This window comes from Streptomyces sp. NEAU-YJ-81 (assembly GCF_017592595.1).
In the GTDB taxonomy this organism is placed as follows: Bacteria; Actinomycetota; Actinomycetes; order Streptomycetales; family Streptomycetaceae; genus Streptomyces; species Streptomyces hygroscopicus_B.
The window spans coordinates 50,588-72,042 of sequence record NZ_JAGFNO010000018.1 but is presented as its reverse complement, the minus strand read 5'-3'; the positions used below and the strand labels follow the sequence as shown (position 1 = coordinate 72,042).

The 21,455-nt window shown below is 70.5% G+C and carries 22 protein-coding genes; 14 read left to right on the top strand and 8 right to left on the bottom strand.

The window, feature by feature from the left end:
• Positions 1-86: 86 nt before the first annotated feature.
• The gene (locus tag J5X86_RS31225; RefSeq protein ID WP_243981887.1) at positions 87-1,028 is read right to left on the bottom strand and encodes a helix-turn-helix domain-containing GNAT family N-acetyltransferase; all 942 of its coding nucleotides are present in this window, start codon (positions 1,026-1,028) and stop codon (positions 87-89) included.
• Between the two features lie 256 nt (positions 1,029-1,284).
• On the opposite strand from J5X86_RS31225, the gene J5X86_RS31220 reads away from it, so the two are divergent.
• The 3 genes from J5X86_RS31220 (at position 1,285) to J5X86_RS31210 (ending at position 3,586) form a co-directional block, all read left to right on the top strand.
• Positions 1,285-2,517, top strand: coding sequence for a helix-turn-helix domain-containing protein (locus J5X86_RS31220; protein WP_208520053.1), 1,233 nt, complete (start codon positions 1,285-1,287; stop codon positions 2,515-2,517).
• 167 nt (positions 2,518-2,684) lie between these two features.
• Positions 2,685-3,278, top strand: a complete 594-nt coding sequence (locus J5X86_RS31215) for a hypothetical protein (protein ID WP_208520052.1) — start codon at positions 2,685-2,687, stop codon at positions 3,276-3,278.
• On the top strand, positions 3,275-3,586 hold the full coding sequence (locus tag J5X86_RS31210) for a hypothetical protein (protein WP_208520051.1): 312 nt from the start codon (positions 3,275-3,277) through the stop codon (positions 3,584-3,586). Before J5X86_RS31215 ends, J5X86_RS31210 begins: the two co-directional genes overlap by 4 nt.
• 98 nt (positions 3,587-3,684) lie before the next feature.
• Here J5X86_RS31210 and J5X86_RS31205 read toward each other — a convergent pair whose 3' ends face one another.
• Positions 3,685-4,743 (bottom strand): LacI family DNA-binding transcriptional regulator, encoded by a 1,059-nt coding sequence (locus J5X86_RS31205; RefSeq protein ID WP_078641545.1) that lies wholly within the window; start codon positions 4,741-4,743, stop codon positions 3,685-3,687.
• A 183-nt stretch (positions 4,744-4,926) separates the two neighbouring features.
• On the opposite strand from J5X86_RS31205, the gene J5X86_RS31200 reads away from it, so the two are divergent.
• The 11 genes from J5X86_RS31200 (at position 4,927) to J5X86_RS31150 (ending at position 16,704) form a co-directional block, all read left to right on the top strand.
• Positions 4,927-6,084, top strand: coding sequence for a Gfo/Idh/MocA family protein (locus J5X86_RS31200; RefSeq protein ID WP_208520050.1), 1,158 nt, complete (start codon positions 4,927-4,929; stop codon positions 6,082-6,084).
• A gap of 7 nt (positions 6,085-6,091) precedes the next feature.
• Positions 6,092-7,066: a PmoA family protein gene (locus J5X86_RS31195; protein ID WP_208520049.1), complete on the top strand. Its 975-nt coding sequence runs from the start codon at positions 6,092-6,094 to the stop codon at positions 7,064-7,066.
• 5 nt (positions 7,067-7,071) lie between these two features.
• Positions 7,072-7,830, top strand: a complete 759-nt coding sequence (locus J5X86_RS31190) for a cupin (protein ID WP_078641542.1) — start codon at positions 7,072-7,074, stop codon at positions 7,828-7,830.
• A gap of 69 nt (positions 7,831-7,899) precedes the next feature.
• Positions 7,900-9,189: an ABC transporter substrate-binding protein gene (locus J5X86_RS31185; RefSeq protein ID WP_208520048.1), complete on the top strand. Its 1,290-nt coding sequence runs from the start codon at positions 7,900-7,902 to the stop codon at positions 9,187-9,189.
• On the top strand, positions 9,186-10,148 hold the full coding sequence (locus tag J5X86_RS31180; protein ID WP_208520047.1) for a carbohydrate ABC transporter permease: 963 nt from the start codon (positions 9,186-9,188) through the stop codon (positions 10,146-10,148). Before J5X86_RS31185 ends, J5X86_RS31180 begins: the two co-directional genes overlap by 4 nt.
• Positions 10,145-11,026: a carbohydrate ABC transporter permease gene (locus J5X86_RS31175; RefSeq protein WP_208520046.1), complete on the top strand. Its 882-nt coding sequence runs from the start codon at positions 10,145-10,147 to the stop codon at positions 11,024-11,026. Before J5X86_RS31180 ends, J5X86_RS31175 begins: the two co-directional genes overlap by 4 nt.
• A 6-nt stretch (positions 11,027-11,032) precedes the next feature.
• On the top strand, positions 11,033-11,617 hold the full coding sequence (locus tag J5X86_RS31170; protein ID WP_208520045.1) for a hypothetical protein: 585 nt from the start codon (positions 11,033-11,035) through the stop codon (positions 11,615-11,617).
• Between the two features lie 19 nt (positions 11,618-11,636).
• On the top strand, positions 11,637-13,433 hold the full coding sequence (locus tag J5X86_RS31165) for a hypothetical protein (RefSeq protein WP_208520044.1): 1,797 nt from the start codon (positions 11,637-11,639) through the stop codon (positions 13,431-13,433).
• A 117-nt stretch (positions 13,434-13,550) separates the two neighbouring features.
• The gene (locus J5X86_RS31160; protein ID WP_208520043.1) at positions 13,551-14,711 is read left to right on the top strand and encodes a Gfo/Idh/MocA family protein; all 1,161 of its coding nucleotides are present in this window, start codon (positions 13,551-13,553) and stop codon (positions 14,709-14,711) included.
• Positions 14,708-15,877, top strand: a complete 1,170-nt coding sequence (locus J5X86_RS31155; RefSeq protein ID WP_208520042.1) for a dihydrodipicolinate synthase family protein — start codon at positions 14,708-14,710, stop codon at positions 15,875-15,877. The genes J5X86_RS31160 and J5X86_RS31155 overlap by 4 nt, the downstream gene beginning before the upstream one ends.
• A complete protein-coding gene (locus tag J5X86_RS31150; RefSeq protein WP_208520041.1) occupies positions 15,874-16,704 on the top strand; it encodes a sugar phosphate isomerase/epimerase in 831 nt (276 codons plus the stop codon). Before J5X86_RS31155 ends, J5X86_RS31150 begins: the two co-directional genes overlap by 4 nt.
• A gap of 15 nt (positions 16,705-16,719) precedes the next feature.
• On the opposite strand, the gene J5X86_RS31145 is transcribed toward J5X86_RS31150, so the two are convergent.
• The 6 genes from J5X86_RS31145 to J5X86_RS31120 form a co-directional block, all read right to left on the bottom strand.
• Complete coding sequence (locus J5X86_RS31145) at positions 16,720-17,937, bottom strand: RNA-guided endonuclease TnpB family protein (RefSeq protein WP_208520040.1); 1,218 nt, start codon at positions 17,935-17,937, stop codon at positions 16,720-16,722.
• A gap of 208 nt (positions 17,938-18,145) precedes the next feature.
• On the bottom strand, positions 18,146-19,360 hold the full coding sequence (locus tag J5X86_RS31140; protein WP_208520039.1) for a methyltransferase domain-containing protein: 1,215 nt from the start codon (positions 19,358-19,360) through the stop codon (positions 18,146-18,148).
• Positions 19,288-20,241 (bottom strand): MvdC/MvdD family ATP grasp protein, encoded by a 954-nt coding sequence (locus tag J5X86_RS31135; RefSeq protein WP_208520038.1) that lies wholly within the window; start codon positions 20,239-20,241, stop codon positions 19,288-19,290. The genes J5X86_RS31140 and J5X86_RS31135 overlap by 73 nt, the downstream gene beginning before the upstream one ends.
• Positions 20,238-20,477, bottom strand: coding sequence for a putative ATP-grasp-modified RiPP (tgmA, locus tag J5X86_RS52575; protein WP_208520037.1), 240 nt, complete (start codon positions 20,475-20,477; stop codon positions 20,238-20,240). The genes J5X86_RS31135 and tgmA overlap by 4 nt, the downstream gene beginning before the upstream one ends.
• A gap of 115 nt (positions 20,478-20,592) precedes the next feature.
• Positions 20,593-20,781, bottom strand: coding sequence for a hypothetical protein (locus J5X86_RS31125; protein ID WP_208520036.1), 189 nt, complete (start codon positions 20,779-20,781; stop codon positions 20,593-20,595).
• Positions 20,778-21,377, bottom strand: coding sequence for a hypothetical protein (locus tag J5X86_RS31120; protein WP_208520035.1), 600 nt, complete (start codon positions 21,375-21,377; stop codon positions 20,778-20,780). Before J5X86_RS31120 ends, J5X86_RS31125 begins: the two co-directional genes overlap by 4 nt.
• Positions 21,378-21,455: the final 78 nt, after the last annotated feature.

Sequence of the window (21,455 nt, the reverse complement as noted above, 5' to 3'; positions counted from 1 at the left end):
GCGCCCCTCGCCGCGGCGTGCGCGTGTGGCGGCGGCGAGGGACAGATCTGAGGGGACGCCGCGGTGCGGACAGCGGCCCTGGCTTGTCAGGGGCCCTGGAGCCCGAGCCGCCAGTCCTGGCCGACCAGGGGCGAGCCGTAGCCGCGGTGCGGCTTCTCGGCGATCAGCTCGAACCCGGCCCCCTCGTAGATCCGGCGGGCGGAGGTCAGGACGTCATTGGTCCACAGCACGAGATCGCGGTAGCCCGCCTCGCGTGCGAAGTCGACACACGTGCCGACCAGCCACTCGCCGAGCCGCCGCCCCCGCGCCTCCGGTTCGACGAGCAGCAGCCGCAGCCGGGCCGTATCGGGCCGCTCGTCCCGGACGCACATCACCGACCCGACGGGGCGGCCGTCGAGCTCCGCGATCCACGCCCGCTCGCAGGCCGGGTCATGGCCCGCGCCGAACTCCCCGACGATCCGGGCAACCAGGGCCTCGAACTCGGCGTTCCACCCGAACTCCCGGGCGTACACGGCGCCGTGGCGCTGCACGATCCAGCCCAGGTCGCCCGGCTCCAACCCGCGCAGCCGCACCTGGGGATCGGCCGGACCGGTGAGCGCGTGCCGCGCGGTCGCCAGCGCCTCCCGCAGCCGCCCCAGCTCGTTCCAGGGGACCTTGGCCAGCAGCCCGGTCACCGCCTCGCGCGACCGCCGGTCCAGATCCTCCGCCGCCGCCCGGCCCTCGGCGGTGAGCAGCACCTCCTGGAAGCGGGCGTCGCGGTAGTGGCGCTCGCGCGTCACCAGCCCCCGCTCCTCGAACCGGCTCAGCGTCCGGCTCAGATGCGCGGCGGTGACCCCGAGGTGCTCCCGGAGGGCCGAGACATGGGTGCGCTCCCGCCGCGCCAGCTCGTAGAGGATGCGGGCCTCGCCCAGCGAGTACGGGGTGTTGAGCTGCCCGGGGTAGTCGAGGACGCCGATCAGGCGGGTGTACATCCGGTTGAAGTCGCGGACCTCGTCCACGGCCAGATCGAGATTGTCGCGCGGGCCCATCCGGCACCCCTCCGTACGCCTGTGTCGATTTTGCTTGACCTCATAGTTGCGCCAGATCAAGTGTTTGGGAAGAGGGGGTCCCGTCCCGGGGGGTAGATGTCGGCGGTGGCGACCGCAACGCCGGCGCGCTTCGAGCTCGCCCCGCCTGTGGGTTGGGCGAGGGGGCTCTTTCGTGTGCCCGACGCCTGCTGGGGTCCCACGGCTCCCCTCTCCGGGCGTACCGTGGCCCAAAGACCTTCTGGCGGTGGTGTATCAGATGACTGATCTGTCCGTTGGTAAACGGCTGGCCCGACTTCGCGACATCCGCGACCTCACGCAGGAGCAACTCGCCGATCGCGCGGGCGTGTCCGTCGACACCATCCGCAGGTTGGAGCAGGGCACCCAGCGGGGAGCGAGAATCGCCACGTATCAGAAGCTCGCGGGCGCACTCGATATCGAGCTCGCCCGCCTGCTGGGCCAGCCCACCATGACGCAATCCCTCGCTCCTGACGGCGGAGTCATCGCGTTGCGGGCCGCCATCCAGGCCCCGAGCGATCTGCCAGGGCTGGACGTGTGCGGCGCGGACAGTGACGCGCCCGGCCCGGACGATCTCCGCCCGGTCATGGAGCAGGCCCAGAGGCACTATCGGCTCGGCCAGTTCACCGACCTGGTCGGCATGCTGCCCGGGCTCGTCACCGATCTGAAGGCGGCCACCCGTGAGGCCGAGGGCGGTCCCGACCACGACACGGTGTGGTCGATGTCCGCTGCTGCGCACATCATCGTCGCCGACGTGGCCGCGCAGTTGGGGCAGACCGATCTGGCATACACCGCGGTGGAGCGAGCCATGCATGCCACCGCGCGCGCCGGCGACGAGCTGCGGCACGCTCTCGCCGTCTCGACGCTTTCGCTTGTGCTCCTGCGGCAAGGCCGATGGAGCGATGCCCAGCAGGTCGCGACCCGCAAGGCGGCTGAGATCGAGCCCCGGCTCTCCGACCGCAATCCCGAGAAGTTCGCGATGTTCGGGATCCTGCTGCTGTCCGGTGCTGTCTCGGCGGCACGGGCGAACCGCGATGAGTCCGACAGCACAAAGGATGACGCGCTCACCTTCCTCAGGCAGGCGGAGGCGGCGGCCGCGCTGTCCGGGGCGGTACGGGTGCGAGGCACCGCCTTCGGCCCGGCGAGCGTGGGCATGCAGGCCACCACCGTTCAGGTGTCGCTTGGCCATCCGGACAAGGCTTTGGCCACAGCCAGTGGCGTCAATCTGGATGAGCTGCCGTGGAAGATCTCGCGCGCCAGGCACCGGCTGGATCTGGCATTCGCCCGCTACCAGACGCATGACGACGAGGGAGCCCGCGATGTGCTGCTCACCCTCGACGAGGAGCATCCTGAGTGGCTGACCCATCAGATGCTCGCCGCCTCCACTGTGGGGGGACTGCTGGAGACTGAGCGGCGTCGCGACCGAGACCTGCGGAAGCTCGCGGTGCGGCTGGGCGTGGACCCGGCGGCATGAACAAGTGCGGTAGTCCCGCCGAAAACTGAGGCCGGGCTACGGCACTTCGTCACTGGGGTGTGATCGCATGCACACCTAGCGTGATCCGCATCGAGGCGGCGCCAACCCTCGCTCCCGCCAGGAACCTGTTCGGCGCCGCCCCTCGCAGATCAGCAGGGGAGCCCGACGTGACGACCAGAGCCTTACGGTGGACACCGCCGCCCGCCACGGATGTCCAGGCGTTACCCGCGGGCAAGTGGTGGGATGCCGTACGGGCCGCGCCGACCGTCGGGGAACGCGCCTTAAAGCTCCTCGGCGACGAGAACGGCGCCGTCATCCAGGACAAGTACGGCACCCTGTACTGGCTCGTCGCGGTGGGCTCCGCCACGAGTTGGCATCTGCGGCAGGTGCGGGTCCTGACCGAGCTGGCGGACGAGTGCACCTACCTCGGCGTGCCGCCCGACTCCTGGACTACGCCGCCCGGCACCCATTGGCGCGTGCCGCTCTCGGTCGATCACTACCTGACCGATGCCTGGAAGCTGTGGGGAGCGCTGGCCGAGGCCGACCGCGTCGAACTCGGTCCGGTCCCCCAGGGGCGCCAGACCTGCTATCGCTGCGAGCTGCCCACCGACGAGCCGGTCATCGTCGACGTCCAGCACGACGGCAGCGGACCCGGCCGCACGGTGTACGCCTGCCCTCCCCACGCCCATGCCTACCGGCGCGACCCGGTCGCCGAGGCCGCCGCCATGCGCCGCGCCCGCGAACGGGGGCACACCCGGTGACGGAGGACGAGCGCACCGATCGGGAGCGGATAGCGGAACTGCGGACCCCGGGCCGGAAGTGGGTCTTCGGCCAGCTCCAGGGCTGGAACTGCGCCCTGTGCGCGGCACGCCTCTACGCGGACCGGCCGATCTGCACGGTGGAGGTGGACTACGGCAGCGTCACCGAGACGTACCAGCTATACGTCTGTGCCCCCTCGTGCGAGGCGGCCCGCGCCGCATGCGAGGCGGCCCGCGCCGCACAACGCCCCGCCCCGCCGGACGGCGACCACCCGGTGATCCGCGCGCCCCGCCAGCGGACCGGCGCATAGACGGGGTGGGCTACTGGGCTCCGGGCCCCCGCCGGAGCGACGGCGCCGGTGGCCCACCCTCCGTACATACGAGACCCGCCCCGCACGGAGTGCCTTGCTCAGCCGCGCGGCGGGGCCGTCGAGGCGCGAGCCATCAGTTCGGCGCGGACCATCGCCACCCCGCCCGGCGGCTGCGGCTCGCGGCCCAGGGCCAGGCGCCCGGCCCGCGCGCCCGCCTCGTGCAGGGGCAGCCGCATCGTGGTGAGGGCCGGGACCGCGTCCGCGCTGAACGGAAGGTCGTCGAAGCCCGCGACCGAGACGTCTTCGGGGATGCGCAGGCCCTGGTCGCGCAGGGCCGCGCAGACACCGAGCGCGATGGTGTCGTTGGCGGCGACTATGGCTGTCAACCCCCGGTCACGGCGTAGGAGTTCGAGGGTCGCGTCATAGCCGGAGGCGCGGTCGTACAGGCCGTGCACGGTCAGCCGCTCCAGGTCGGCGTCGAGACTGTTCACTTCGGCGGCGCCGAGCGCCGCCCGGTGGCCCTCCAGCCGGTGGCGGGTCGTGGTGCGCTCGGCGGGGCCCGCCACATAGCCGATGCGGCGGTGGCCGAGGGTCAGCAGATGTTCGGTGAGGCGGCGGGCGCCGCCGCGGTTGTCGAAGGTGAGGGTGGTCGCGTCCGCGATCGGCGGGCGGCCGCACAGCACCACCCGGGTACCGGACGCGGCCAGCCGGGACGCCTTGGTGGCCACGGCGGCGGCGTGGTCGGGGTGCTCGACCGCGCCGCCGGTGAGCACGACGGCGGCGGCGCGCTGCCGCTGCAGCAGGGTGAGGTAGTTCAGCTCGCGCTCGGGCGAACCACCGGTGTTGCAGATGACCGCGAGCTTCTCGCCGCCCCGGCCCGGTTCGCCCGCCGGTGCGCCCATCTCGGCCTGTACGGCGCCCGCCATGATTCCGAAGAAGGGGTCCGCGATGTCGTTGACGAGTACCCCGACCAGATCGGAGGTGGCGGCGGCGAGTGCGCTCGCCGGTCCGTTGACCACGTACTCCAGCTCATCGACGGCGCGCAGCACCCGGGTCCGGGTCGATTCCGCGACGGGGTAGTTGCCGCTCAGGACGCGCGACACGGTGGCCGCCGAGACCCGAGCCCGTGCCGCCACATCGGCCAGGGTCACTGCCATGTTTCCTCCGTTGGATGGTCACCCGATGGTCACCTTCTGGGACACCGTGCGCACTTGTCGGCGCCCCCATGCTCTCACTCCATGAGCGGCGCGATTCTGCCGTCCAGGGGCTTGTCCTGTCATCCGGACCATGCCTAGGGTCCTCTCCAGCAAGCGCTTACCCCCGGCGAGGAGCCTCAGCCCATGGCCGCAGCAGCCACCGCCCGTATCCGTGCCGCAGTGGTCGGCACCGGAGCCATCGTCACCGGCAGCCATTTGCCCGCACTACGTGATCATTCGGACCGTGTGGACCTCGTCGCCGCGGTCGACGTGGCCGCCGACCGGCTCGACGCCTTCCGCGCCACGGCGGCCGAGGGGGGCATCTTCGCCGTCACCGGCTACCCCGATGTGGCGGCCATGCTGGAGGCCGAGCGACCCGACCTGGTCCTCATCGGCACCCCGCCCTCCCTGCACCGCGAGCAGACGGTGGCCGCGCTGAAGGCCGGCGCCTGGGTGCTGTGCGAGAAGCCGCTGTGCCTCACGCTCGCCGAGTACGACGAGATAGCCGAGGCCGAGCAGGAGGCGGGCGGCCCGTACGCCTCGGTGGTCTTCCAGCACCGCTACGGCTCGGGCGCCGTCCACGCCCGCGAGCTGCTGGCCGAGGGCGCCCTGGGGCAGCCGCTGGTGGCCCACTGCCAGACCACCTGGCACCGCGACACCGCCTATTACGCGGTGCCGTGGCGCGGCCGCTGGGAGACCGAGGGCGGCGGCCCCTCGATGGGCCACGGCATCCATCAGATGGATCTGCTGCTCCATCTCCTCGGCGACTGGACCGAGATCCGCGGCATGGCCGGACGGCTGATCCACGAGGTGGAGAGCGAGGACGTGTCCACCGCGCTGGTGCGATTCGCGAACGGCGCCATGGCCACCGTCGTCAACAGCGTGCTCTCGCCCGACGAGGTCAGCCGGATCCGTATCGACTGCGCGGACGCCACCGTCGAGCTGACCCATCTCTACGGCCACCGCAACGACGACTGGGTCTACACCCCCGCCCCGCATGTCCGCGACGAGCCCGACCGGCAGCAGCGCTGGCGCACCCCGGCCGCCGATCTGCCCAGCTCGCACGGGGCCCAGCTCTCCGTGCTGCTGGACGCGATGCGCGAGGGCGTACGGCCCCCCGGCAGCGGCCAGGACGCCCGCCGCACCCTCGAGTTCATCGCCGCGCTCTACAAGGCGGCCTTCACCGGACAGCCCGTGCGCGCGGGCGAGATCGTGCCCGGTGACCCGTACTACGACGCCATGCACGGCAACCACCCCGAATGGGCGCCGAAGGCAGCGACCGCCACCACCAAGGAGAGCTGAGGCCGCCATGACCCAGCGCATCACCGTCACCCACACCCACGGCGAACAGATCTCGGTCGCCTCCGGCGGCGTCGAGCTGATGGCCTACGTCTACCGGCCCGACCCGGAAGCCTTCGAGGCCCGTAAGCCCTACGCGCACCCGCTGCGCACCCTCGCCGGGAACCCGGTCTCCGGCTACCGGCCCAGCGACCACCGCTGGCACAAGGGCCTGCAGATGACCTCCAGCCATCTCTCCGGCCAGAACTTCTGGGGCGGCAACTCCTACCTCGGCCCCGAGCAGGGCTATCAGCACGTCGAGGAGCGCGTCGGCTCGATGCGCCACGACGGCTTCGAGGAGTTCGCGGTCGCGGATGACCGGCTGCGCTTCGTGGAGACCCTCACGTGGGTGGCCAATCCTTCTGTACAACACAGCGGTGGCCAGGAGTGGGCGCGTGAGGTGCGCACCATCGAACTCCACTCGGTGGAACCGGAGGAGGGCACCTGGGCCCTGGACTGGTCCATCCGTCTCACCAACATCCGGGGCGAGGCCCTGCACTTCGGCTCCCCGACCACCGCCGGCCGGGAGATGGCCGGGTACACCGGGCTCAACTGGCGCGGCCCGCGCGACTTCACCGGCGGCGACGTGATCGGCCCGGACGGGCGCGGCGGCGAGGGCGAGAAGGGCGCCTCGGACCTGATGGGCACCCCGGCCGCCGAGGCCCCCTGGGTCGCGTTCACCGGTGAGCACGACGGCGTGGACGGGCACTCCACGCTGCTGTTCGCGCACGCGCCGGAAAACCTCGACAACACCGATGCGATCCATGCCTCCCACTGGTTCGTGCGCTCCGAGCCGATTCCCTCGGTCGCCCCCTCCTGGGCGTTCTTCGAGGAGTTCGAGCTTCCGCCGGGGGAGTCCTTCGGCTACCGCTACCGGGTGGTGGTCGCGGACGGCGCCTGGGACCGGGCCCGCGCCGAGGGCTACCTCAAGAACCACGGGTGGTGAGCCGGATGGCCGCGTCGTCCGAGATGTTCGCCCCGCTGCCGGGTGGTGTGGGGATGTCCCACATCAGCGCGTACGAGTGGGAGGCCGCCGACGGGGTGTGCGGCGGCAGCCCCCATCTCCATCTGGCCTGCACCGAGGCGTATGTGGTCACCGCCGGACGCGGCGCGGTGCAGACCCTGACCGTCGGGGACGGCTTCACCGAGACCCCGCTGGAGCCGGGCGCGGTGGTGTGGTTCACCCCGGGCACGGTGCACCGGATGGTGCAGGGCGGCGGTCTCAAGGTGACCGTGCTGATGCAGAACAGCGGACTGCCGGAGGCCGGGGACGCCGTCTTCACCTTCCCGCCCGAGGTGCTGGCCGACCCCGAGCGGTACGCGGCGGCCGCCGCGCTGCCCGCCAAGGAGGGGCCGGAGGCCGACGCGGCGGCCCGGCGCCGCCGGGACCTGGCGATCGAGGGCTATCTGACGCTGCGGGCCGCCGCCGAGAAGGGCGATGAGGGGCCGCTGCGCGCCTTCCACGAGGCGGCGGTGCGGATCGTCGCGCCCAAGGTGAAGGAGTGGGAGCCGCGCTGGCGGGACGGGGCGCTCGCCGCCGCGCGGCGCACCGGTGAGCAGCTCACCGCGCTCGCCGCGGGCGACCCCGCGCATCTGGCCGAGGCGCGGGTCACCGCGACCGGGCCCAGCCGCCGGGGCGGCTACGGCATGTGCGGCCGCCGGGACGAGTACGAACTGCCCGGTGTCACGCTCCCGTACTACGGCGAATAGCCGCCGTAGAACACCACCACGCACGCTCATACGCTCAACGGACAATTCAGGAGGGAGGTCGGCTCCGGTATGCGCAGAAACAGGACAAAGGCGTCCTGCGCCCTGGCTCTCGTGCTCACGCTCGGAGGGACCCTCACGGGCTGCGGCGGCGATGGCGGCGGCGGCTCGGGCGGCAAGGTCAGCCTGCGGTTCACCTGGTGGGGCAACCCCGACCGGGCCGCCCGCACCGACGAGGCAGTCAAGCTCTTCGAGAAGCGCCACCCCGACATCGACATCAGCACGTCCTTCGCGGGCTTCGACACGTACAAGGCGAAGCTGGCCACGCAGGCGGCGGGCGGCGACGCCCCCGATGTGATGCAGCTCGACTACCGGCAGATCAACCAGTACGCCACCTCCGGCATCCTGCTGGACCTCGGCAAACATCCCGAGTTGCGCACCTCGGAGATCGACAAGGGGCTGCTGGCCACCGGAGTGGTGGATGGCAAGCGGTACGCGCTCCCGGTGGCCCGCGGCAGCGAGACGATGGCGTACGACGCCACGCTGTGGCGCAAGGCGGGCGTCCCCGAACCCACCCTGACCTGGACCTGGGACGACTGGGCCGACGCGATGCGCAAGCTGTCGGCGTCCCCGGCGACGCAGGGGCGGGTCGGCTCCACCGACCCGGGCCAGAGCGAGGACGTCTTCGAGATCTGGCTGCGCAGCCAGGGCAAGTCGCTCTACGCCAAGGACGAGAAGCTCGGCTTCACCGCCGACGATCTGACCCGTTACTGGGAGTGGTGCACCAAGCTCCGCAAGGAGGGCGCGGTCTCGTCGGCCGAGCAGACCACCCAGATGGACGGGACGGTGGAGAACACCCCGCTGGGCCGGCAGGAGGTCGTCGCCGACTTCAACTGGGACGCCCCTGTCAGCGGCTACGCGGCCATCGTCGGCAAGGGGCTGAAGCTGGCACCCTTCCCGGTCGGCGAGGACGGCACCCCCGGGCAGTACTTCAAACCGTCGATGTTCTTCGGCGCCTCGGCCAAGACCCCACACCCCAAGCAGGCGGCCCAGTTCATCGACTTCCTGCTCAATGACAAGGAGGCGGGGGCCATCCTCGGCGCCTCCCGCGGCATCCCGGCCAACGACGCCATCCGGCAGGGCGTACTGCCCAAGCTGGAGGGCTTCGACCAGGTCATCTCCACCTACCAGAAGCAGTTCGAGGGCAAGCTCAAGGACCCGCCGCCCGCGCCGCCCAAGGGCGACACCTCGCTGCAGACCACCTTCTCGCGCGACTACGACCAGGTCAGTTACGAGCGCCTGTCGCCGCGCGAGGCGGCGGAGAACTACATCACCGAGGCGAAGGCGGAGCTGAGGCAATGACCGCGACCGCGACCCGCCCCCAGGACGCCGCGCCACCCGCCACCGGCGGCAAGCGGGCGCCGAAGCGCGAGCGGCAGGGGGCCGCCTGGGTGTTCCTGTCCCCGTGGGTGCTCGGCGCCGCCGTGCTGACGCTGCTGCCCATGGCCGTGTCCCTGTATCTGTCGTTCACCGACTACGACATGTTCGACGCGCCCCAGTGGATCGGCTTCCGCAACTACACGCAGATGTTCACCGAGGACCCCCGCTACTGGCGGTCGGTCATCACGACCCTGACGTATGTCGTGATCGCGGTGCCGCTGCAGCTCGCCATGGCGCTCGCCGTCGCGATGGCGCTGAAGTCGGTCAAGCGCGGCAAGGGCTTCTACCGCTCGGCGTTCTACGCGCCCTCGCTGCTCGGCGCGTCGATGTCCATCGCCCTGGTCTGGCGGGCGATCTTCAACGACGGCGGCTCGGTCGACAACCTGCTCTCCGGCATGGGCATCGACATCGGCGGCTGGATCAACAGGCCGGGCTGGGCCATCCTGTCGGTCGCGCTGCTGACCATCTGGCAGTTCGGCGCCCCCATGGTGATCTTCCTGGCCGGGCTCCAGCAGATACCCGTCGAGCTGTACGAGGCGGCGGCGGTCGACGGGGCCTCCTGGTGGCGGCAGTTCCGCTCCATCACCATCCCGATGCTCTCCCCGGTGCTCTTCTTCAACCTGGTGCTCCAGATGATCCAGGCGTTCCAGGTCTTCACCCCCGCCTTCGCGGTCAGCGCGGGCAAGGGCGGACCCGCCGACTCCACGCTGGTCTACACGCTCTACCTCTACGACCGCGGCTTCACCGCCTCCCATATGGGCTACGCCTCCGCCATGGCCTGGGCGCTGCTGCTGGCCATCGGGGCCGTCACCGCGGTCCTCTTCCGGACCTCCCGGGCCTGGGTCTTCTACGCCAACGACAACAACGAGGGGGGCCGATGACCACCGCCCCGATCTCCACCGCCCCGGCCACCCCGGCGGCGCGGCGGCGGCCCGCCGGCCGGATCGTGCTGCACGCCTGCCTGATCGCCGTGCTGCTGGTGATGCTCTATCCGCTGGCCTGGCTGCTGGCGACCTCGTTCAAACCCGCCGACGAGGTCGTCGCCAGCCTCAAGCTGCTGCCCAGCCACTTCGAATGGAGCAACTACTCCACCGCCCTGGACGGGGTGAACGAGGTCAGCGTCGGACGGCTGCTGTGGAACTCGCTGCTCATCGCGTGCGGTGCGGTGCTCGGCAACGTCATCAGCTGCTCGCTCGCCGCGTACGCCTTCGCGCGGCTGCGGTTCCGGATGCGCGGTCCGCTCTTCGCGTTCATGATCGCGACGATCATGCTGCCGCACCACGCCATCCTCATTCCGCAGTACATCATCTTCAACCAGCTCGGCATGGTGAACACCTACTGGCCGATGATCCTGCCGAAGTTCCTGGCCACCGACGCCTTCTTCGTCTTCCTCATCGTGCAGTTCATGCGCGGACTGCCGCGTGAGCTGGAGGAGGCGGCGCGGATCGACGGCTGCGGGCCCTTCCGCTCGTTCTTCAGCGTCATCCTGCCGCTGACCAGGCCCGCGCTGATCACCACCGCGATCTTCACCTTCATCTGGACCTGGAACGACTTCTTCACCCAGCTCATCTACCTCTTCGAGCCGGAGAAGTTCACCCTGACCCTGGCCCTGCGGTCCTTCGTGGACGCCTCCAGCCAGTCGGCCTTCGGCCCGATGTTCGCGATGTCGGTGTTCGCGCTGCTGCCCATCGTGCTCTTCTTCCTCGCGTTCCAGCGGTTCCTGGTCGAGGGCATGGCCAGCTCCGGACTGAAGGGGTGACCGGCCATGGACACCGCCACCAAACGTGAACCCGGCGAGCTGTTCGGCCCGCGCTTCGCCCTCTTCGCCGACGTCCTGGCGGTGGGCCTGGCCACGGCCGCCGCCTCGCTGCCGCTGATCACCGCCCCGGCCGCCATGTCCACGGCCTGCGCCGTCCTGGACCGGCGGGTGCGGCAGGACGCGCCCACCACGGCGGGCGGCTACCTCCGCGCGCTGCGGCAACGGCTGCGCACCGGCGATCTGCTGGCCGGGGCGGGGGTGCTGGCCGGCGGCGTCCTGCTGCTGTTCAACGCGCTCGCGGCGGGCGCGGGGCTGCCGGGCGCGGTGGTCTTCCGGCCCGCGCTGCTCGCCGTGGCCGGACTGCTCGCCGTCGTCTGTCTGCGGGCCTGCGCCCGCCCCGAGTCGGCGACGAGCTGGCGCACCGCGCTGCGCTCGGCGGCGTACGACAGCGTGCGCAAACCCCGCGCGAGCGGCGTGCTGCTGCTGGCCGTCGCCACCGCCGCCGTCTGCGCCTGGGCCTATCCGCCGCTGCTCTTCCTCGTCCCCGGCCCCCTCGCGATCGCCGCCAGAGCCACGGAGCACCATCTATGAGAGCCACGGAGCACCACCAATGACACCCCTGCCCCGCCGTCACTTCCTCGCCGGGACCGCCGTCGCGGGCGGACTGCTCGCCGTCGGCGCTCCGGGTGCCGCCTCGGCCGCGGGCCGGACCGACAAGCCGTTCCTGGCCCTGCTCACCGAGGCGGCCGACGCCCGGGTGGCCGAGGTCGTGGACGGGCTCGACGCGGCCCTCGACCAGTTGAACAACCTCGGCCAGGCCCGCCCCGCCGCCCGCAGCCTGCGGCTGCTCACCTCCGTCCACGTATGGGGCGACGCCGCCCACCACCACGACGGCGCGCTGATCGCGCCGATGACCCGGCTCGTGGACGCCCTGGCCGCCGCCCAGTTCGACGACGGCCTCTACGACCAGGGCGCGGTCCACTCGCCCCCGGACACCGCCTTCTCGATCGTCGATCTGGGCCTGGTGTACGGCCTGCTGGACGCGGACGGCCACACCGGCACCCGCGCGATCCGCGCCACCTTGAAGACGATCCTGCTCAAGGCGGGCAAGGGCCTGTCCACCGGCGGAGTGCACACCCCCAACCACCGCTGGAAGGTGTGCGCCGCACTGGCCCGGATCAACTCCTTCTGGCCCGACGCCCGCTACACCCGCCGTATCGACGCCTGGCTGGCCGAGGGCATCGACCAGTACGACAGCGGCCAGTACAGCGAGCGCAGCGCCACCTACGCGCCCATCGTCACCAACCCCTCGCTGCTGACCCTCGCCCGGCTCACCGAGCGCCCGCGGTTCTACGACCATGTGCGCCACAACCTGGAAGCCACCCTTCATCTCCTGGAGCCCAATGGCGAGGTGGAGACGGTGCATTCGCGCCGCCAGGACCAGAAGTCCCTCAAGCATCTGTCCGAGTACTGGCTGCAGTTCCGGGCGCTGGCGCTGCGGGAGCGGGACGGGCGGTTCGCGGCCGTCGCCGCCACCATCCAGCGGCGCGGGGCGGACCAGACCTTCGACGAGACCCCGCTCGGGGACTTCCTCGCCGAGGTGCTGGACCATCCGGAGCTGGCCGCGCCGCTGCCCAAGGCCACCGGGGCGCCAGAGGAGTTCACCTTCCACGACCGGGACTGCGGGCTGGTCCGGATCGCGAAGGGGGACACGCGGACCACCGTCTTCGGCGGCACCGACTTCCCCGACGTGCACGCGATCTCCTCGGGCCTGTCCACCAACCCGACGTTCTTCAAATGGCGCAAGGGCGCGGCCATCCTGGACTCGCTCCGGCTGTCCCCGCAGTTCTTCTCGCTCGGCCACTTCCGGGCCGAGGACGTGGAGGCCACGGCGGACGGCTGGCGGCTGTGGGCCGAGGTGCGGGCCGGATTCCATCTGCCGCTGCCGCCCCAGCACCGCCGCCCCGACGGGCGGTATCCGCTGACGGACGACGGCCGGTTCTGGTCCGCGATGGACTTTCCGCACCGCCCCAAGGAGTGGCGCACCCTGCGCACCGAGATACGGATCGCGGCGGCCGACGGCGGCTGGAACCTGGACGTCCACATCGGCGAGTCCGAGGTCCCGCTCGCCCTCGAACTGTGCTTCCGCAGCGGTGGAAAGCTGACCGGGGTCGACCCCGTGCCCGGCCAGAAGGACACGTATCAGCTCGTCAAGGGGTACGGGACATATACGGCGGGCGATGACGTGATCACCTTCGGGCCCGGCAACGGCAGCGGCCCGCGCCAGCCCGCCGTCGTGGACTCCGGCGAGCGCTATAGCTGGATGGGCGGCGATCTGACCCCGGCGGGACAGCGGGTCCTGATCACCGGGCGTTCGCCCCTGCGCTATCGGCTGACGCTGCGCTGAAGCGCTGACTGTCCCGCGTTCGCCCCCGTGTTCGCTCTGTACAGGGGCGGGGCGGGGCGGTTAGCGTTAATGCTTAGAAAGCGCTTACTGTTACTCGCGGTGAGGAGAAGAACCCACGTGACACGCAAGACAGTGCGGATCGCCATGAACGGTGTGACCGGCCGGATGGGCTACCGCCAGCACCTCGTCCGCTCTCTCCTCGCCATTCGCGAACAGGGCGGCCTGGACCTCGGCGACGGCACCGTGCTGTGGCCCGAGCCGCTGCTCGTCGGCCGCCGGGAGCACGTGCTCAAGGAGATGGCCGAGCGCCATGGCCTCGACCCGGTCGCGGATGTCTCGACCGACCTGGACGCCGTGCTCGCGGACGACCGCGTCGACATCTACTTCGACGCCCAGGTCACCGCCGCCCGCGAGGAGGCCATCAAGAAGGCCGTCGCGGCGGGCAAGCACATCTACACCGAGAAGCCGACCGCCACCGGTCTGGCGGGCGCCCTGGAGCTGGCCCGGCTCGCCGAGGCGGCGGGCGTCAAGCACGGGGTCGTCCAGGACAAGATCTTCCTGCCGGGGCTGCTGAAGCTCAAGCGCCTCATCGACAGCGGCTTCTTCGGCAGCATCCTCTCCGTGCGCGGGGAGTTCGGCTACTGGGTCTTCGAGGGCGACTGGCAGAGCGCCCAGCGGCCCTCCTGGAACTACCGGGCCGAGGACGGCGGCGGCATCGTCGTCGACATGTTCCCGCACTGGGAGTACGTGCTGCACGAACTGTTCGGCGCCGTGCGCACCGTCCAGGCGCAGGCCACCACCCACATCCCGACCCGCTGGGACGAACAGGGCAAGCCGTACGAGGCCACCGCCGACGACGCGGCCTACGGCGTCTTCCAGCTCGAGGGCGGCGCCATCGCCCAGATCAACTCGTCCTGGGCGGTCCGGGTCAACCGCGACGAGCTGGTCGAGTTCCAGGTCGACGGCACCGAGGGCTCCGCCGTCGCGGGCCTGCGCAACTGCCGCGCCCAGCACCGCTCGGCCACCCCCAAGCCGGTCTGGAACCCCGACCTGCCCGCCACCGAGTCCTTCCGCGAGCAGTGGCAGGAGGTGCCGGACAACGAGGAGTTCGACAACGGCTTCAAGGCGCAGTGGGAGCTCTTCCTGCGCCATGTCGCGCTCGACGAGCCCTGGCGCTGGGACCTGCTGGCCGGGGCGCGCGGCGTCCAGCTCGCCGAGCTGGGCCTGAAGTCGTCGGCCGAGGGCCGCCGGCTCGACGTACCGGAGCTGAGCCTGTGACCGTCCACCTCCCCGTGCCGGGCGGCACGACCCGCCCCTACGAACCCCGCACCGAGCCGCTGTCGCTGACCCCCGGGGCCCCCTTCACCTCCCGCGTCGTCTTCTCGGCCGCCCATGTGGTGGCCGACCCGTACGCCGATGTGACCCCCGACAGCCCGGCCGCCGTCGACTGGGACGCCACCCTGGCCTTCCGCCGCCACCTGTGGTCGCACGGGCTGGGCGTGGCCGAGGCCATGGACACCGCCCAGCGCGGCATGGGCCTGGACTGGGCGGGCGCCGCCGAGCTGATCCGCCGCTCGGCGGCCGAGGCGAAGGCGGTCGGCGGCCGGATCGCCTGCGGCGTCGGCACCGACCAGCTCTCCGCCACCGAGATCGGCTACCCCCACAGCGTGGCCGAGGTCCGGGCCGCCTACGAGGAACAGCTCGCCGTCTGCGAGGAGTCCGGCGCCCAGGCCATCCTGATGGCCTCGCGCGCCCTGTGCGCCGTGGCCAAGGGCCCCGAGGACTATCTCGAGGTCTACGGCCATCTGCTGCGCCAGTGTGCCGAGCCGGTGATCCTGCACTGGCTGGGCCCGATGTTCGACCCGGCCCTGGAGGGCTACTGGGGCAGCACCGACCTGGACGCCGCCACCCGCACCTTCCTCGACGTCATCGCCGCCCACCCCGACAAGGTCGACGGCATCAAGGTCTCCCTGCTGGACGCCCAGCGCGAGATCGACCTGCGGCGCAAACTGCCGGACGGAGTGCGCTGCTACACAGGCGACGACTTCCACTACCCCGAGCTGATCGAGGGCGACGACCGGGGCTTCAGCCACGCCCTGCTCGGCATCTTCGACCCGCTGGGCGCGCTGGGGGCCGAGGCCGTGCGCAGGCTGGACACCGGCGACGCCACCGCCTTCCGGGCCCTGCTGGACCCGACGGTGGAACTCTCCCGCCACCTCTTCAAGACCCCGACCCGCTACTACAAGACGGGCGTGGTGCTGCTGGCCTGGCTGGCGGGCCACCAGTCGCACTTCACGATGGTCGGCGGCCTCCAGTCGGCCCGTTCGCTGCCGCATCTGGCGCGGGCGTACGAACTGGCGGACGGTCTTGGCCTGTTCCCGGACCCGGCGCTGGCGGAATCCCGGATGAAGGACCTGCTGTCCGTGTACGGAGTCGCCCGATGAGCGCCGTGTCCCGGCTGAGCCTCAACCAGGAAACGATCAAGCAGTGGTCGCTGCCCGAGCTGGCGGAGGGCTGCGTCAAGGCGGGCGTCACCGGCGTCGGCCTGTGGCGCGAGCCGGTCCAGAAGTACGGCGTGGCGGCCGCCGCCGAGCTGGTGCGGAACGCGGGCCTGACCGTCACCAGCCTGTGCCGGGGCGGCTTCTTCACCGCGATCGAGCCCGAGGCACGGGCCGCGGCCCTGGCCGACAACCGAAAGGCCATCGACGAGGCCGCCACCCTGGGCACCGACACCCTGGTCCTGGTCTCCGGCGGCCTGCCGCCCGGCAGCCGCGACCTCTTCGCCGCCCGCGAGCGCATCGCCGACGCACTGGGGGAGCTGGCCCCGTACGCCGCGGACCACGGCGTCCGCCTGGCCATCGAGCCCCTGCACCCCATGTACGCCTCCGACCGCTGCGTGGTCTCCACCCTCGCCCAGGCCCTCGACCTGGCCGAGCGCTTCCCGGCGGACCAGGTGGGCGTGATCGTGGACACCTACCACCTGTGGTGGGACGACACCGTGGCCGCCCAGATCGCCCGCGCCGGCGCGGGCGGCCGTATCGCCGCCTTCCAGCTCGCCGACTGGATCACGCCCCTCCCGGAGGGCGTCCTCCTGGGCCGGGGCCAACTCGGCGACGGCTCGGTCGACTTCCGCTGGTTCCGCGAACAGGTCGACGCCGCGGGCTACACCGGCCCGATCGAGGTGGAGATCTTCAACCCGGACCTGTGGGCCCGGGACGGCGCGGAGGTCCTGGCGGAGGTCGCCGACCGCTATCGGGCGCTGGTGCTTTGACTTCCGCTCCCCGGCCTAAAGACCGTGGATTCCTACCACCGTCGGCTGACCGTCTCGGTGGGTTCCTGCTTCACCGCGCTGGGCCGGTACGAGTACCGGTCTTACCTGCGCTCGACAGGCTGACACCGCCAGTCCGGCGGCCTTGGCGACGTTGACCGCCGCGTTGATGTCCCGGTCGAGGACGGCTCCGCAGGCCCGGCATTCCCACACTCGGATGTGCAGGGGCTTGGGGCCGTCCTTGACGCCGCACTGCGAGCAGACCTGGGAGGTCGGCTCGAACCGTCCGATGCGGTGGAAGCCGCGGCCAAACTTCGCGGCCTTGTACTCCAGCATCGTCACGAACGCGGACCATCCAGCGTCGTGCACGGACTTGGCCAGGCGCGTACGGGCGAGCCCTTTCACCGCCAGGTCTTCCACTGCGACCGCTTGGTTATCGCGGATCAGCCGGGTGGAGAGCTGGTGGTGGAACTCGCGCCGCGCGTCGGTGACCTGCGCGTGAGCGCGGGCGACCTTGATCCTGGCCTTGTTCCGGTTGTTCGAGCCCTTCGCCTTGCGGCTGAGGGCCTGCTGTGCGCGCTTGAGCTTCTTCTCGGCCCGGCGCAGGAAGCGAGGAGCGTCGATCTTCGTGCCGTCGGACAAGACGGCGAAATGCCCCAGCCCCAGGTCGATGCCGACGGCCTGACCGCTCTCGACCGAGGTGACGGGCTCGGTCTCCACAACGAAGCTCGCGAAGTACCTTCCGGCCGCGTCCTTGATCACGGTCACCGTGGAGGGGACCGAGGGAAGGCTGCGGGACCACTTCACCCGCACGTCCCCGATTTTCGGCAAGGACAGGTCGCAGCCGACGGTGATCTTCCATCGGGCGTTCGCGGTGAAACGTACGGCCTGCCGGTTGTCCTTGCGGGACTTGAACCGGGGCGCGCCCATGCGCGGGCGCTTGCCCTTCAGCCCGTCGAAGAAGTTCCGGTACGCGGCGTCCAGGTCCCGCAGGGACTGCTGGAGCACGACAGCGGACACCTCGCCGAGCCAGGCGCGCTCTTCGGTGAGCTTGGCCTCGGTGATCAGCAGCTTGGACAGGTCCCCGGTCTTCGGGAACGCCTCGCCTGCGGCGCGGGCGGTCTCACGGGCGCGAAGCGCATCGTTGTAGACCACCCGCGCACACCCGAACGCCCTGGCCAGCGCTGAGCGCTGAGGACCGTTCGGGTACAGGCGGAAGCTGTACCTCAACTGCATGTCGATCAACCTACCCAGCTGGGGTATGACTGAGTACCAGGCGGGATGTCCAGACGCTCGGCAACCTGCCGTAACAGCTGTACATCGCGCATGGGCGTTTGCCGCGCTCCATCCGGGACAGCGAGGCAGCGGTGTAGCCGACGGCCGGGAACACCGGGCCCCCTCCCGCCGGGAGGAGGCCCTTTCGTGCTCTGGCTACGCGCCTCACTCACGCAGGCAGCCGCCATGAGGGGCCCCGGGGCGTTTCGTACCAGAGGCGATGCTCTTCGCCCGAGACCGTCAGACCGAAGTGGTCCCATTTCGGCATGTCGTGAGCAGTAAACCACCCCCACCAGCTCTCGACGGTGTCCCAGATGCTGCGCTCGCCCGTCTCGTGGAACTGTGTCTGTTCGCCCGCGAAGATGGCCTCAGCCCACGCCCCGTCAGGCATCACCAGACGGCGCATGGTGCGCTCCTCGTCGTCAGTGCCGTACTGGAGCACTACCCCGGGCAGCGTGGACGCCAGCAGGAAGGTGAAGTGGTAGCTGTCGAAGGCCGTGACCGGTACGCGGGATTCCCCGTCTGCGTCCACCGGTCCCGATGCAAGCGGTGGGGGAGGGGTCGGCGCCGCCGTGCGCGCCGCCATAAAGGACCCGCCGCCTGCTTGGAACCGTCCCTCCAGGCTCCCGTCCGGCATGCGGTCGAGGACGGCCAGACCCCCGCTCAGCGGCGGGAAGAGGTTCGCGACGAGTCGTCCCCCGGGAATGACCGCAGACCTCAATGTCTCGGTGATCCGCGGGAGGGCACACGTAATGATCACCTTGTCGAACGACTCCGGCGGCCAAGTCCAGTCCCTCACGTCCACGGTGAGTACGTTCGGTGTGATGCCGATGCCCTCCAGATTGAGCAGGGCTTCGGATGTCAGGTCCGGGTCGATGTCCGCCGTTACGAGCTGGTCAGCGCTCTCCAGGCGGTGAGCGATGAGGGCGGTTTGGTAGCCGGTGCCAGTGCCCCCGTCGAGGACCCGGTCTCCAGGCTGTACGTCAAGGGCCTCCAGCATCCGGGCCGTGAGGCTCGGCTGTGTGCTGGACGACGTGGGGACGCCGGTGAACAGCCCATCCGCGGACTTCGCCGTCTCCGGGTCGAGACGGGTGACGAGTGTGGCGTTGGTGTAGATGGGGTTAAGCCAGTCTCCACCGTCCGCGGCGTCGAGCGGCTTCCATCGAGTTGGCGCGCCCCCCAGATTCTGAAAATAGCGTGGGACGAAGATGTGTCGAGGCACCTCCTCGAACGCCTGCTTCCAGTGAGGGGAGACCAGATCGTCCGAGCCCTCCAGGATGCTTGCCAGATTCTCGGCGAGCGGTTTCCAGTTCACCGGCGACACCAGTTCTCCAGGGCTTGAGCGATCGAAGCGGCTAGGGGGATTTCCGGACTGTTGAGCCATGCCCACTGGCCAGAGGGGTTTGCCTCCAGGAACGTCCACTGACCGTTCGGCTGCACGATGAAGTCCATGGCAGCGTAGGTGAGGGCCAGTCGAGCCATGTACCCGCGCACTCCGTTGATGACATCGGGTGGCGTCTCGATCAGCTCGTACTCAAGCGCGTCGTAGTCGGACCGCCAATCCGTGCGAGCGGCCTCGCTGTGCGCCTTGATCTTCACGCTGTGGCAGGTGTCGCTTACGACGATCAAGCGCACTTCGTACTGCTTGGGGACACGCTCCTGGAACAGGTGCGCAGTGAGCTCCACACCGCCCAGGGCGTCAAGGTCGACCTCGCGCGTATAGATGGTCTCCGAGCCCCGGGAGTGGGCAACGTGCGGCGTCCCCAGTGGCTTGGTGATCAACGGGGCTTTGACGTTCTCCGCGAATGTCTGCACCTCATCCGCGGAGTTCGTGATCAGAGTTCGGGGAGTGGCGAGACCCATGGAACGTGCGGTGCGGAGCTGCCGAGGTTTGAACTCCGCGGCAGACGCGCTGGACGGGTGGTTCATCCACCGGGCGGCGAGGCTCATGAGCACGCCGCCGAGGCCGATGCGGGCGGCGCCACGCGCCCAGTGGGCGTCCGACTCCGACAGCTCGGGGAACTGGAACAGGTTCGGCCGGTTCCAATAGACCGCCTTCACGTCCGCCAGCGCGATGCTTCTGTACTTGTTGGAGAGCGTGCCGGCCCACTGTCCGTCAACGTGGCTGGCTCTTAGCTCCAGTTCGTGAGGGAAGTCTGCGGTATCCATGCGGAACACGGTGATATCGGAGGAGGACAGCCCCTCCACGACGAGATCAGTTCCCGCCTCGAAGGGGCCATCCACCACCAGAACGGTGTTGGTCACTCAATCGCTCCGGGGTCCCCGCCCTCATCACTCGGCGGCGGGTTCTTGATATCGCCGTCCTGGTTGGTCTTCTGGGACGTAGCCATGGTCGTCAGCGGAGTGCCGTCCTCGAACTTGGCCGTCTGGCTGACAGGGTCGTAGACCGGGCGAGACTGCGGAACCGTGGCCGAAGCGGCGGGCCGGAAGCGCGCTCCGGCTAACGCGTACGGGCGGATGCTGCTTGGCGCGGTGCCCACGGGGGCACTGGCCTGAAGGGGAAGGGGGGGGCAACCAGTTGCATGCTGGTTCCTCTCACTCGACGGATGGGGAATCACCTCTCCGGCACTGTGCACTTCAGTGCCGGAGAGGGAGTCAATTGGTGGGCCGTGGGCTGCAGGATCGAGCCAGCCGCGCAGCCTCCTCGTAGGCGCGCAGCAGCCGCTCCCCGGTCTCACATCCGGCGCCGGGCGTGCGGCAGGCCAGGCACCCCGCGGCGTGGTCGATGGCCGCGCGCCACGCCTCGTTGGCGAACGGATCCTCGGTCTGCTCGACGGCCGTCATCGGGCCCGCCCCTCGTGCTGGTCCGCGGCCGCGCTGGTGAGGATCCGCGGGCGGCGGCCGTTCCTCAGGTAGCTGGCGGCGTGCGTGGGGCAGGCATAGGTGACCTTGCCGACGTCGCTGCCCTTGTCCTCCACGTCGACCGGGATGGGCTCGTCGGTGGGCAGCTTGCAGTGGTAGCAGAGTTGGCGTCCCTCGGGCCTGCGCCCGTACTCGGCCCTGTCGGCCTTGGCCAGCGCCTCCCATAGGCACCAGGCGTCGGTCAGGTAGCGGTCGGCCGAGAGGGGCACGCGCCAGTGGGTGCTGGGGCCCTTCGTCCAGAAGGCGGGCGGTACGCCGAGGTAAGTGCTCTCGTCGGTCAGCTCGGTGAGGACGCGGACTTGCCGCAGGTGCCAGCTCGTTGCGGTGCAGACGGCAACGAGCCAGTAGAGGGGGCCGTGCTTGTCCTGGATGACGGCGCCGGTCTCGTCACCGAGCAGCCGCAGGGCGCGTTCTCCGATGGGGGACGCGGCGCGCACGGCATCCCACCATTTGCCCACCGGTAACGCTTCGACGTCTTCGGTGTTCGGCGGTGTCCACAGCAGGGTTTTGGTACTCATGCGTCCCCTTCCCCGTTACGGGTAGTGAGGGGACGAAACCGCGCGTCATGCTGTATCGACCAGCGCTGACCCGCGACG

What these genes read in the sequence shown, in the direction of transcription:
- J5X86_RS31225 (WP_243981887.1), bottom strand. Translation starts at nt 1,028, where the DNA reads ATGGGCCCGCGCGACAATCTCGATCTGGCCGTGGACGAGGTCCGCGAC.
- J5X86_RS31220 (WP_208520053.1), top strand. Translation starts at nt 1,285, where the DNA reads ATGACTGATCTGTCCGTTGGTAAACGGCTGGCCCGACTTCGCGACATC.
- J5X86_RS31205 (WP_078641545.1), bottom strand. Translation starts at nt 4,743, where the DNA reads ATGGCAGTGACCCTGGCCGATGTGGCGGCACGGGCTCGGGTCTCGGCG.
- J5X86_RS31200 (WP_208520050.1), top strand. Translation starts at nt 4,927, where the DNA reads ATGGCCGCAGCAGCCACCGCCCGTATCCGTGCCGCAGTGGTCGGCACC.
- J5X86_RS31195 (WP_208520049.1), top strand. Translation starts at nt 6,092, where the DNA reads ATGACCCAGCGCATCACCGTCACCCACACCCACGGCGAACAGATCTCG.
- J5X86_RS31190 (WP_078641542.1), top strand. Translation starts at nt 7,072, where the DNA reads ATGGCCGCGTCGTCCGAGATGTTCGCCCCGCTGCCGGGTGGTGTGGGG.
- J5X86_RS31185 (WP_208520048.1), top strand. Translation starts at nt 7,900, where the DNA reads ATGCGCAGAAACAGGACAAAGGCGTCCTGCGCCCTGGCTCTCGTGCTC.
- J5X86_RS31180 (WP_208520047.1), top strand. Translation starts at nt 9,186, where the DNA reads ATGACCGCGACCGCGACCCGCCCCCAGGACGCCGCGCCACCCGCCACC.
- J5X86_RS31175 (WP_208520046.1), top strand. Translation starts at nt 10,145, where the DNA reads ATGACCACCGCCCCGATCTCCACCGCCCCGGCCACCCCGGCGGCGCGG.
- J5X86_RS31170 (WP_208520045.1), top strand. Translation starts at nt 11,033, where the DNA reads ATGGACACCGCCACCAAACGTGAACCCGGCGAGCTGTTCGGCCCGCGC.
- J5X86_RS31165 (WP_208520044.1), top strand. Translation starts at nt 11,637, where the DNA reads ATGACACCCCTGCCCCGCCGTCACTTCCTCGCCGGGACCGCCGTCGCG.
- J5X86_RS31150 (WP_208520041.1), top strand. Translation starts at nt 15,874, where the DNA reads ATGAGCGCCGTGTCCCGGCTGAGCCTCAACCAGGAAACGATCAAGCAG.
- J5X86_RS31145 (WP_208520040.1), bottom strand. Translation starts at nt 17,937, where the DNA reads ATGCAGTTGAGGTACAGCTTCCGCCTGTACCCGAACGGTCCTCAGCGC.
- J5X86_RS31140 (WP_208520039.1), bottom strand. Translation starts at nt 19,360, where the DNA reads ATGGCTCAACAGTCCGGAAATCCCCCTAGCCGCTTCGATCGCTCAAGC.
- J5X86_RS31125 (WP_208520036.1), bottom strand. Translation starts at nt 20,781, where the DNA reads ATGACGGCCGTCGAGCAGACCGAGGATCCGTTCGCCAACGAGGCGTGG.
- J5X86_RS31120 (WP_208520035.1), bottom strand. Translation starts at nt 21,377, where the DNA reads ATGAGTACCAAAACCCTGCTGTGGACACCGCCGAACACCGAAGACGTC.